This window comes from Alishewanella sp. SMS8, from assembly GCF_030737935.1.
Taxonomy (GTDB): domain Bacteria; phylum Pseudomonadota; class Gammaproteobacteria; order Enterobacterales; family Alteromonadaceae; genus Alishewanella; species Alishewanella maricola.
Genome location: NZ_JAPJEA010000003.1, coordinates 143,179 through 155,373, shown reverse-complemented (window position 1 = coordinate 155,373; position 12,195 = coordinate 143,179). Strand labels below are relative to the sequence as shown.

General features: G+C 46.7%; 11 protein-coding genes. All 11 read right to left on the bottom strand.

Translation table 11 applies throughout. The annotated features are described in order from the left end of the window. Position 1: 1 nt before the first annotated feature. Genes ORJ01_RS11155 through flhA form a run of 11 tightly spaced genes read right to left on the bottom strand, consistent with a single transcriptional unit; the run spans position 2 to position 12,158 of the window. Positions 2-778 (bottom strand): ParA family protein, encoded by a 777-nt coding sequence (locus ORJ01_RS11155; RefSeq protein ID WP_306178093.1) that lies wholly within the window; start codon positions 776-778, stop codon positions 2-4. Further along, on the bottom strand, positions 778-1,743 hold the full coding sequence (locus ORJ01_RS11150; protein ID WP_306178092.1) for an OmpA family protein: 966 nt from the start codon (positions 1,741-1,743) through the stop codon (positions 778-780). Before ORJ01_RS11150 ends, ORJ01_RS11155 begins: the two co-directional genes overlap by 1 nt. A 3-nt stretch (positions 1,744-1,746) precedes the next feature. After that, the gene (locus ORJ01_RS11145) at positions 1,747-2,490 is read right to left on the bottom strand and encodes a flagellar motor protein (protein WP_306178091.1); all 744 of its coding nucleotides are present in this window, start codon (positions 2,488-2,490) and stop codon (positions 1,747-1,749) included. After that, positions 2,483-3,643, bottom strand: coding sequence for a chemotaxis response regulator protein-glutamate methylesterase (locus ORJ01_RS11140; RefSeq protein ID WP_306178090.1), 1,161 nt, complete (start codon positions 3,641-3,643; stop codon positions 2,483-2,485). Before ORJ01_RS11140 ends, ORJ01_RS11145 begins: the two co-directional genes overlap by 8 nt. Before the next feature lie 11 nt (positions 3,644-3,654). Next, entirely contained in the window at positions 3,655-5,808 is a 2,154-nt protein-coding gene (locus tag ORJ01_RS11135; protein WP_306178089.1) for a chemotaxis protein CheA, read from the bottom strand. A 15-nt stretch (positions 5,809-5,823) separates the two neighbouring features. Continuing rightward, complete coding sequence (locus ORJ01_RS11130; protein ID WP_306178088.1) at positions 5,824-6,576, bottom strand: protein phosphatase CheZ; 753 nt, start codon at positions 6,574-6,576, stop codon at positions 5,824-5,826. Positions 6,577-6,602: 26 nt separating this feature from the next. Then, positions 6,603-6,986 carry a chemotaxis response regulator CheY gene (cheY, locus tag ORJ01_RS11125; RefSeq protein WP_226751841.1) on the bottom strand — a complete coding sequence of 128 codons (384 nt, stop codon included), beginning with the start codon at positions 6,984-6,986 and terminating at the stop codon, positions 6,603-6,605. A 42-nt stretch (positions 6,987-7,028) separates the two neighbouring features. Continuing rightward, positions 7,029-7,748: an RNA polymerase sigma factor FliA gene (locus tag ORJ01_RS11120; protein WP_371930733.1), complete on the bottom strand. Its 720-nt coding sequence runs from the start codon at positions 7,746-7,748 to the stop codon at positions 7,029-7,031. An 8-nt stretch (positions 7,749-7,756) separates the two neighbouring features. Beyond that, positions 7,757-8,623 (bottom strand): MinD/ParA family protein, encoded by an 867-nt coding sequence (locus tag ORJ01_RS11115; protein ID WP_226751840.1) that lies wholly within the window; start codon positions 8,621-8,623, stop codon positions 7,757-7,759. Then, positions 8,616-10,040 (bottom strand): flagellar biosynthesis protein FlhF, encoded by a 1,425-nt coding sequence (gene flhF, locus ORJ01_RS11110; protein ID WP_306178087.1) that lies wholly within the window; start codon positions 10,038-10,040, stop codon positions 8,616-8,618. The genes ORJ01_RS11115 and flhF overlap by 8 nt, the downstream gene beginning before the upstream one ends. A 9-nt stretch (positions 10,041-10,049) precedes the next feature. Continuing rightward, complete coding sequence (flhA, locus tag ORJ01_RS11105) at positions 10,050-12,158, bottom strand: flagellar biosynthesis protein FlhA (protein WP_306178086.1); 2,109 nt, start codon at positions 12,156-12,158, stop codon at positions 10,050-10,052. Between the last annotated feature and the right edge of the window lie 37 nt (positions 12,159-12,195).

Below are 12,195 nucleotides of genomic sequence, written 5' to 3'. Positions count from 1 at the left end.
ATTAAGCCTCCGGCGTTAATTGCAGCAAATAAGTCAGCAACGTATTGTAAGCAAATACACCACGAGCATTGCTGGCAAACATATGCGGGGGCGTTTGTGCTAACGACGCATCGCGAAACTTCGTATCAATAGGAACCACAGAAGACCACACCTGATCCTGATACGTCTCTTTTAACGCTTTATAAGCTTCTAGCGAGGCTCGGGTACGTTTGTCGTACATAGTAGCAATTATAGTATAAGATAAAGCTTGTTTAGAGCCACGCATTAACGCCATGGTCGCAATCATACGCTCTAAACCTTTTAGTGCCAAAAACTCGGTTTGCACCGGTATTAACACGCGCTGACATGCCGCCAGCGCATTGACCATTAAAACCCCCATCACCGGGGGGCAATCAATCAATACATAGTCGTAATCGGCGGCAATTAACTGTAAGGCTTTTTTCAGTAGTAAGCCCATGCCGCCTTTACTGCCCATGGCACGGTCAAGGGTCGCTAACGACATGGATGCGGGCAGAATATCTAAACCTTCAGCCTGAGTCGGGCACAGCGATTGTAATATTTCTTCACGGGTAATCTGTTTACCGCGCATAAAAATATCAAACACACTCACTTCTAGCTCTTCGGCATCAATACCAAAATAATAGGTTAAAGAAGCATGGGGATCGGTATCGACTAACAGCACACGATGACCGCGCTCGGCCAACAAGCCACCAAGCGTCACTGTGGTGGTGGTTTTACCTACTCCACCTTTTTGATTTGCGACTGTCCAAATAACCACTATTTAGGATCCTGTCCTTGCGGCACGGCGTCAGGGTTTTCCTGACGCGTTGTAATACGTATCCCGCCCCCAGGTAAAGCAATAACTTGAATAGAACCATCTTCTTGAGTGACTTGACGCAGTTGCTGCTCTAAAGCGGCATCTGCTTCTGGGCTTAGCTGCTCGGGCCGATAACCATAACGAGAAATGGCAATCACCACTTTACGATTTTCAGCCCGACCGCTGGCGGTACTGTTATCGGCACTGGGATAATACTGACCGAAGCCTTCAATTGCCATACGATGCGATGGCGTACCAGACTCTTCTAATAAGCGTAGCACTGAAGTGGCACGTGCAACGGATAATTCCCAATTAGATGAAAACACTTCATTACGGATAGGAATATTATCAGTATAGCCTCTGACTCTTAAAAAGTTATTGATTGGATTAATGATTTTGCCAATTTCTTTTAACAAAGTACGGGCTGACTCTGTTGCAGTGGCGCTGCCTGACGCAAATAATAACCCGCTGTTTAGCTCGATCACCAACCAATCTTCATCTTGCCGAAGTTTAGCGACTCCTTGTTCAATTAAATTACTTAGCGCCTGTGTCAACTCTTGCTCTATGGATTGTAAGGCGCTGCCTAAAAAGCGTTTTCTGACATCAGATAAGGTCGCTGAGTCGGCAACCAGTTCCGGCCCTTGCGCCGGTTCAAGGGAAGTGCCGTACAATGGAAAATCACTTTGTTTATTGCTTAACGGTAATAAGGTTTCACCGGTGGCGGCGGTTTGGTCTTTGACCGTTTTGTCAAACACTTTGGTAATAGAATCGGTGAGTACACTAAACTCTTCATTTTTGACTAAAGATAACGCATAAAGCACAACAAATAAGGCAAACATTAAAGTCATGTAGTCAGCATAGGACACCAGCCAACGATCAAGATCTTCGCGTTCAGTTTGTTGCTGAGAACCTCGATGTCGATACATACATTAACCTGGTCGATAGGCGGCAAGTTTCCGCTCAATAGTCCGCGGATTTTGCCCTTGGGCAATAGACACTAAGCCTTCAATAATCAACTCGTGATAAAGACTTTGTTGCTGAACTAAGTTTTTTAATTTGTTCCCTAAAGGAATAAATACAAGGTTCGCGAAACCAACGCCATAAATGGTGGCTACAAAAGCAGTGGCGATGCCCAAACCGAGCCTATCAGGATCACTGATATGACTCATTGCTTGAATAAGCCCCAATACCGCGCCAATAATACCGATAGTCGGGCTGTAACCACCCATCGCTTCAAAAATACGCGCGCCACGTAGTAAACGTTCGCGAGTCAAACTTAATTCAGCATCTAAGGTGATTTGTAAGGTGTCGGCTTCTGCACCATCAACTAATAAGTTTAAACCACGATGTAAAAACGGATCGGATTCTTCTAGTGCTGCCGATTCCAATGACAAAAAGCCATTAGCGCGCGCTGAATTTCCCCACTCAACAATCCGGTTCATGGTTTGTTGTACAGGTAGCGCCCGGGGTAAAAAAGCCCATGGCAGCATAGATAAGCCCAAGCGAAATTGTTGAAATGGGGTTTGCAACATTACTGCACCCAGCGTGCCACCAAATACAATAATAAACGCCGGTAAATGCATTAAGGTACTGAGTGTACCGCCTTCTAAAACAAAGCCGCCAGCAACCGCTACTACCGCCAGTATAAAGCCAATAAACGCCAACTTATCCATGCTTTAGTTCCGTCAATATTCTTGCAGCCACATCAGCTAAAGGCACTTCCGCATCCATTAATCCTGCTGCTGCAATCGCTTGCGGCATCCCATAGACAACACAACTGGCTTCATCTTGCGCCCAAATGGTTGCGCCCTGCTGTTTCAGCATACGTGCACCTTCGCGACCATCAGACCCCATACCGGTTAATACAATCGCCAGCACTTTTTGCTGAAACACCCTTGCGGCAGTAGCAAAGGTGACATCCACACTGGGTTTAAAATTAATTCGCGGGGAATCATCATCTTTGATTTTTAAACGCGCTTGGCTTTCATTGCCATCCACCAACATTTGTTTGCCGCCGGGCGCTAAATAAGCCACACCTGGGCGCAACAGTTCATTGTCTTCGGCTTCTTTAATTTCAATTTTGGCCAACGAGTTTAATCGCTGCGCAAAAGCGCCGGTAAAAGCCGCAGGCATATGCTGAATTAGGATAATCGGTAACGGGAAGTTAGCGGGTAACGCCGTTAAAATACGTTGTAAAGCAACGGGACCACCGGTAGAGGTACCAATGGCAACCAGTTTATATTCTTTACCACTGCTTTGGGTCACGGCAGAGCTGCGTGGGGTTAACGTAGGCCGTGGCATGGCACTGCGAGCCCCGAGGCTGCGACTGGCATCAGCTAATGGCCGCGTTGTTACATCGGCGGTGCGCGTCGTTGGCATAGCAGTTTTTGCTAACGGAGAGTGTGCGAATGTACTGCGACCTAGGGGGCGACGTCTTGCAACCGCTTTAACGCGATCGCGTAACACATCGATAGCTTCTTGCTTATCGCGGGCAATATCTTCAAATTTTTTCGGTAAGAAATCGACAGCCCCTGCTTCTAGCGCGTCTAAGGTCGCTTTCGCGCCTTCATGTGTTAGCGAAGAAAACATTAAAATAGGGATACGCTGAGTTTTCAGTATTTCGCGAACCGCAGAGATACCGTCTAATACGGGCATCTCGATATCCATGGTGATCACATCCGGTTTTAACGCTAATGCTTTCGCTATGGCTTCCTGCCCATTATTGGCAGTATCAATCACCTCTAACTCGGCATCAGCCGATAACATTTCGGTTAAGCGGCGGCGGAAAAAACTTGAGTCATCAACGATTAATACCCTAATAGTCATGCAATACTCACTTAACCACGTAGCGTTTTAAAGCGCTCGAATTTTATTTTTGACTTTTTAGCATAATGCTTAAGCAGGTTTGGCACGTCTAAAATCAAGGCGATACCACCATCAGAAGTTATGGTAGCACCAGCCATGCCAGGTGTACCTTGTAATAAAGCATCAAGCGCTTTGATCACCACTTCTTCTTGGCCAATCAGTTGATCAACCACAAAACCTACCTGCTGCTGGCCGATTTGCACGATCACAACATGACCTTGTTCGCGGCGCAGCTTTTTATCAGAGCCTTTGACCAACCAATGTTCGAGGTAAAACAAGGGTATGGCTCTGTTGCGCACCACGATGGTTAACTGGCCATCAACAATATTAGTTTTTGCTAGATCTAGATGAAAGATTTCATTGACACCGGCTAAAGGTAAAGCGAAGGTTTGTTTACCTACTACCACCATTAAGGTTGGCAAAATAGCTAAGGTTAACGGCACCTTGATTTCTAGCGTAGTGCCTTCACCCAATTTCGAACTAATATGCACGGTACCGTTCAGTTGAGTGATCTTGGTTTTCACCACATCCATGCCGACACCGCGACCAGATATATCTGAAATCTGCTCTTTAGTTGAAAAGCCAGGTGCAAAAATCAAATTAAAGGCATCGGTATCCGACATTCTGGCGGCCGCATCGGTATCAATAACACCGCGTTTAATGGCTATACCTTTGAGTTTTTCTGGATCCATACCGGCACCATCATCTTGAATGGTCAACAGAATATGGTCACCAGCTTGGGTAGCCGCTAATTTCACAATACCGGTCCGTGCCTTACCTGCAGCTGCACGGACATCAGGCATTTCAATGCCGTGGTCAACAGAGTTGCGCACCAAATGCACTAACGGATCGGCTAAGGCTTCCACTAAGTTTTTATCTAAATCGGTTTCTTCACCTTCAAGAATTAGATCGATATCTTTTTTCAAAGAACGTGCTAAATCACGCACCACACGAGGGAAACGACCAAATACCTTCTTAATGGGCTGCATGCGCGTTTTCATCACCGCGCCTTGAATATCCGCAGTGACCACGTCAAGGTTGGCAATCGCCTTAGTCATTTCTTCGTTTTGCGTTGAGCTGGATAAGCTTACCAAACGATTGCGCACCAACACTAACTCACCAACCATATTCATGATTTGATCTAGGCGTTTAGTATCGACTCGTACCGTTGTTTCAGCGGCAGCGGCAGCTACAGCCGGCGGTGCGCCTTTATCCGCTGGCGTTGCCACAACTGGTGCAGCTGTTGCGGCAGGCGTTTGCGGTGTTGTTACCGGTGCAGGTGGAACTGGACGCTCCGTAGCTTTAGCCGCCGGGGGTGTCACTGGCGCTTTGCCTTTGCCATGCAATTGATCTAATAAGGCTTCAAACTCGTCGTCAGTAATTTCGTCATCTTTTGGCGCAGCAGCTTTTGGCTTGACGGGTTCAGCTTCTGCAGGAACTTTAGCTGGAGTGTCGCTGTTAAAACTGCCTTTACCATGTAACTGGTCTAACAGGTTTTCAAATTCGTCATCGGTAATGTCATCAGACATATCAGCGCCAAGATCAGCACTCGTTGTCGCAGTAGGCGCACTATCACGACCGGGGGCACCGCTGCCATGCAGCTCATCAAGCATACGCTCGAATTCTGCTTCAGAAATACTGTCGATATCACCCGCATCTTCAATTTCTGCAGCCGCTTGAGCCGTTGCGGCTGGCGGCGCTGGCACTACTGGCGCTTCAGCGACCGGATCTGCAGCGGCAGGTTCACTGTAGTGATGGAGTGCCGCTAGTAAATCAGCCGCCGCTGGCGTTAACGGTTGCCGAGCTTTGACTTCGGTAAACATGCTGTTGACCGAATCGAGCGCTTGCAAGATCACGTCCATTAATTCTGGCGTAACCGAGCGTTTGCCTGTTCGTAAAATATCAAATACGTTTTCCGCGCCATGGCAAACGTCAACTAATTCGGTTAGCGATAAAAACCCCGCCCCACCCTTCACCGTGTGAAAACCACGGAAAATGGCATTAAGTAGCGGCGCGTCATCTGGGTTATTCTCTAACTCAACTAACTGTTCTTGCAGCAACTCCAAAATTTCACCGGCTTCTACCAGAAAATCCTGAAGAATATCTTCGTCCATATCAAAGCTCATCTGCAGACACCTCAGTTAAAACCCTAAGCTAGACAGTAAGTCGTCGACATCGTCCTGACCATTTACTACATCTGCACGCTCAGCGGCATCAATAATCGGGCCTTCGGCAGCAACCAACGTTTTAGTTTTACTTTTTGCGGGTTGTTGTTCCAGAAATTGCGAACTGGATTTACCAAAAGCAGTAACAAGACCGATAAGGCTTTCTTCGACTTCTCGTACTAGTTCAATCACACGGCGAAGAATCTGCCCAGTAAGATCTTGAAAATCTTGCGCCATCAAAACGTCAGTTAACAAGCTGTTTAGACGTAATGATTCGCTCGAAGTTTTTTGTAAAAAACCATCAATATTATGACAAAGCGCTTTAAATTCAGCTAAGGGCAAATCGCGCTGCATCAACTTTTGCCATTGCGGCATTAATTGCCCAAGTTGTTTAGTGATCTCATCCGCAATCGGTAAACAAGATTCTACGGCATCCATGGTACGGTTAGCGGCTTGCTCTGTCATATCAATAACATGGTTTAAGCGCTTTTTCGCATCAGGAATATCTTCTTGCAATATATTGCTAAGAGCAGGATCAATTCGGAAGTTTTTTAAGGAATCGTGCAGTTGTCGGGTAATTTTACCGACCTCAGCAAATAGCTCAGACGAGCCAGGCGTACCTAGCTGTTGCACCAGTTGATTAGCAACTTCTTGCTCACCAATCTCCAGTAGCTGAACGAGTTCTTTTGCTTGTTCAAGCGTAATTAATGGGACCTTAGTCACAGGCATGGCTTTACTCCTTGGCAAGAAACGGTTTAACCGATCCGCTCAAATACTTTCGCCAGCTTTTCCTGTAAGGTTGCAGCAGTAAAAGGTTTGACGATGTAACCATTAACGCCAGCTTGAGCTGCCGCGATGATTTGTTCTTTTTTAGCTTCAGCCGTTACCATCATCACCGGAATGTGCTTCAGCTTAGCATCGGCTCGAATTGCTCTTAGCAAATCGATACCTTGCATACCCGGCATATTCCAATCTGTGACCACGAAGTCAAAATCTCCGCCTTGTAACATTGGTAAAGCCGTGCTGCCATCATCTGCTTCTGAAATATTTGTAAAGCCTAGATCGCGCAACAGATTTTTGATGATGCGTCTCATAGTAGAAAAGTCATCTACCACAAGGATTTTCATATTTTTATTCAAAGTCCCCTCCGAAGAGAAAGTCATCCAGATAATATGGATGCATTACAACCAAGCCTGCATTCGGCCTTTTAAACGCACCAATGCCTGACTATGAATCTGACTGATACGAGACTCGCTAACATCCAGCACCGCCCCGATCTCTTTTAAGTTTAGTTCTTCATTATAATAAAGCGACAGCACTAACGCTTCTCGCTCTGGTAAACTGCTGATGGTTTTGGCAAGTGCATCGTTAAAGGCGCTGTTAGCTTGATGCTGATATAACTGATCGGTATCGCTATCATCAGCAGTCACCAACACGTCTTCAGAAATACCAAGGTCTTCAATACCAATAATTCGACCCGAGCTAACATCACTAATCATATGATGATATTCATCTAATGATATAGCAAGTTTTTCTGCAACTTCATAATCTTTAACGTCACGGCCCAACTCAGCTTCTAGTTCGGCGATGGTATCGGCAATTAAACGCGAATTACGATGCACTGAACGCGGTGTCCAATCGCCGCGACGAATTTCGTCTAGCATGGCGCCGCGAATACGAATGCCTGCAAAGGTTTCAAAACTCGCGCCTTTGCTACCATCGAAATTTTTCGCAGCTTCAATTAAACCGATCATCCCAGATTGAATTAAGTCATCGACTTGCACACTGGCCGGCAAACGGGCCAATAAGTGATAGGCAATACGTTTGACCAGCGGAGCTTGTCGCTCCACTAACTGTTGCATGTGGTCTACGCCACCATAAGCGGCAAGCTTACTGTTCACAGAACCCCCTAATCAGACTGTGGCTGTACTAACTGCTCCAGAAAAAACTCCAGATGCCCAGATGCACTGCCTGGCAACGGCCATTTCACGGCTTTAAGCGCTAAGGTTTTAATTGCCATACTCGCCGGTGTTGTTGGGAAGGCTTCAATAAAAGCTTTCTGTTTGCGCGCAGCTTTGCGCACGTTTTCATCCTGTGGCACGGTGGCCACTAGTTCTAAACTGACATCAAGAAATCGATCAGTGACACGAGTCAGTTTAGCAAATAATTCTTGGCCTTCTTTTAGGCTGCGCACCATATTCGCTACAATTTTAAATTTATCGACGCCATGGTCGCGACTTAAAATCTTCATTAAAGCATAAGCATCGGTAATGGAAGAGGGTTCATCACATACGACCATTAAGACATCTTGCGAGGCACGAGAGAAACTAAGCACCATATCGGAGATACCCGCGGCGGTATCAACTAGTAACACATCAATAGGTGTGTGTAATTCACTGAAGGCACGAATTAAACTAGCATGTTCTACCGGAGAAAGCTCCGTCATATTTTGACTACCGGAGGTGGCAGGCACAATTTTAATACCGTAAGGCCCCTCTACTAAAATATCGTCTAAAGTAGCCGATCCAGCAAGGACATGGGATAAATTTTTATCGACGCGCAAGCCCAACATCACGTCGCAATTGGCTAAACCGAGATCGGCATCAAGTACTAAAACCTTTTTCCCCAGCTGGGCCAGCGCCATAGCCAGATTTAATGTAACGTTGGTTTTACCCACGCCACCTTTACCGCCGGTTATAGAAATCACTTTTACCATCTGTTTCTTCATTTTTCTAAGGCCACTGGCTTGATCATCGGCTAATACATCTTTAGGCATAGGCAGCTGCTACCTGCGTTGTGTCGTCTTGATACCATTGATGGCGGTTATCACTGTGTTGTTGACGTAACTGCTCCGCTTCTTTTACTAAATCGGCCGCGTCAGCAATCCGAATATCTTCTGGCACACGTTGGCCATGTGTTAGGTAACTGACTGGCAAGGCATTTTGTAATGCCACATTGATCACTTCACCTAAACTTAAACATTCATCCAATTTGGTGAAAATACAACCTGATAAGCCAATGCGTTTAAATTGTTGCACACTTTCTTGCATCACGCGCGCCTGAGCTGTGGCTGACAATACCAGATAACTTTTTATTTTAACACGAGAATTATGGACCAATGACGCAAGTTTCTCGGCTAAACGCACATCGCGTTGACTCATGCCGGCAGTATCAATTAAGACCAGTTTACGCTGTTGTAGCTGATTCAACAATATCGCCAGCTCTTCGCTATCTTTCGCCTGTTTAACGGGACAACCGATAATGCGGCCAAATGTCGCCAGTTGTTCAAAAGCACCGATCCGAAAACAATCTGTGGTAATTAAAGCCACTTGATCAACACCGTGTCGTTTGGCAAAACCCGCGGCAAGTTTGGCTACGGTGGTGGTTTTCCCTACTCCTGTTGGGCCAACTAAGGCAATAACCCCACCTCGACGCAAAATATCATCGTTAGTGGTATTTAACTGCCCTGAGAGTAATTCTAGCGCAGTATCCCATGCAGCAGCGGCATTTAAATCATCGGGCATGAAACAGGCTAACTGATCAGCGATTTGCTCAGACAAGCCCATTTGTTGCAGATTTTCAATCACAAGTGCCCGCACGGGCTCGCGCCGAGCTAAATCTTGCCACATTAAACCCGAGACTTGATGCTGCAGTAATTGGCGCATCGACAGCATCTCAGTTTGCATTTGGGCGAACTGTTGCTGCATTAATTGTGCTTGGGCTTGCTGGGCTTGACTAATTTCTTGCCATTGTGCTGACTGAGCTTGAGTATTGCCAGAATTTTGACGTTCAAATTGTGGGGCTTTTTGTAACGCGGGCTCAGCAACCTTTTGCTTGGTTAGTGCCGCTGCGGGGGCTTGCGGCTCCCGACCTTGTTGCTTAATCATTTGTCTGGCGAGTAAGGCGCGTAATGAATCTGCTGGATCCGCTTCTGGCTCGTCATCAACACTGACACTAAAGCGAGGCTCGGCGCGTGCACTGGCAATTGCTACCGTTTCTGCAGTATTAGAAGCCTGTGATGGCGTGGCTTGGCGAGGTGTTGCTGCTGGGGCTTCTGCATCAATCGCCGCAACAATTTCAACACCACCAGCGACTTTTTTATTAGATAAAATAATTGCATCGGCGCCGAGGAACTCTTTGACTTCTGCCAGGGCGCTGCGCATATCTTTGGCAACAAAGCGTTTAATTTTCATGAGTTACTCCTAATTCTGCTGACCGATTACACTAACGATTCGAATTTGTTTGTCATCGGGGATCTCTTGATATGACAACACTCGTAGTCCTGGGATAGTGTATTTCACGAATCGTGCCATGACTGAGCGTAAAATTCCTGACGTCAGCATAATGGCACTTTCACCGGTCAACTCTTGGTTTTGATGCGCTTCTTGTAATGACTGCTGAATGCGATCGGCTAACCCGGGTTCAATACCTGCGCCATCGTTACCCGCAGCCTGCATGGATTGATGCAACATTTGTTCAAGCTCAGGCGCAAAAGTAATCACCGGGATCTCAGGTTTACTGCCCACCACCTCTTGCACAATAAGCCGACGTAAAGCAATACGACAAGCCGCAGTTAACACATCAACATCCTGACTTTTCGCGCCATATTCCACCAAAGTTTGTACAATTGTGCGCATATCACGAATTGGCACACCCTCGTGTAATAAGTTTTGCAGCACTTTTACTACGGTTGTCAGTGGCAGTGTTTCAGGGACTAAGCCTTCCACTAGCTTAGGTGAGTGCTTGGCCAGCATATCTAACAAATTTTGAACTTCCTCATGGCCTAATAAACTGGCGGCATGATTCGTTAAAATTTGGCTAAGATGCGTGGCAACAACGGTGGCCGCATCGACCACGGTATAACCTAGTGTTTGAGCATGTTCACGCTGATCTTTACTGATCCACACCGCATCCAAGCCAAATGCCGGATCTTTGGTGGCAATACCTTTTACCGTACCAAACACTTGGCCAGGGTTAATGGCTAACTCATTATCGTGGCGTAATTCCCCCTCACCATTGGTTACGCCCATCAGGGCCACCCGGTAGCTGTTCGGCTCTAAATCAAGGTTGTCGCGAATATGGACTGGCGGTACCAAAAAGCCCAACTCTTGTGATAACTTTTTACGTACGCCTTTAATCCGATTTAACAACTCGCCGCCCTGGGCTTTATCCACAAGCGGGATCAAACGATAACCCACTTCTAAACCAATGGTATCAACGCCATGCACATCGTCCCAACCGATCTCTTTCACAGTTTGTGATTCAGGCTTAGGTTGGCCAGCCGTAGCTGTGCGCGGTTGCAAGGCTGTCGCTTTTTCGTTGGCCAGTTTTTTGATATACCAAGCTACGCCGCCCAATAACGCTGCTAGGGATAAGAATGAAAAGTGTGGCATGCCGGGCACAACGCCCATTAATGTCATCACGCCAGCGGCGACAAACAACACATGGGTGTTATCACCCAACTGACTGGTCATTTGCTTGCCCAGATCGCCTTCTTTGTTTTGGCGGGTGACGATAATGGCAGTACCAATCGATAATAATAAACCCGGGATCTGCGCAACCAAGCCATCACCAATGGTCAGCAAAGTATAAATTTCCATCGCATCGCCAAAACTCAGATCGTGCTGCATCATGCCGATAAACAAGCCACCAATCAGGTTGATCACCAAAATAACGATACCGGCGATAGCATCGCCTTTTACGAATTTACTGGCACCGTCCATCGAGCCATAAAAGTCGGCTTCGTTAGTCACATCTTCGCGGCGTGCCTTGGCCTCTTCTTGGGTAATTAAACCGGCATTTAAATCGGCATCAATAGCCATTTGCTTACCAGGCATCGCATCTAAGGTAAAACGTGCAGACACTTCTGCGATACGACCGGCACCTTTAGTCACCACCACAAAGTTGATGATAATTAGGATCAGGAAGACCACGATACCCACGGCATAGTTACCACCGATCACGACCGAGCCGAAGGCTTCAATGACTTTACCGGCCGCATCGCCGCCATTATGACCTTCCAGCAACACGACACGGGTACTGGCCACATTAAGTGCCAAACGTAGGATGGTCGCAATCAAGATCACACTGGGAAAAATACCGAAATCTAACGGCCGTTTGGTATAGATGGTGACCAGCAACACCACCAGCGCCAGCGCGATATTAAAAGAGAATAAGACATCCAGCATAAAAGGTGGCAACGGTAATACCACCATAGCCAATGCCGCCAAAATTAAGACTGGCGTACCGACACCCTTAAGGTGTTGAAGTTGGGATCGATCAAATTTACTGTAAAGCTGGCTCAACTGCATGGATAACCTGACAATTTAATGACGGAACAACAGGCTA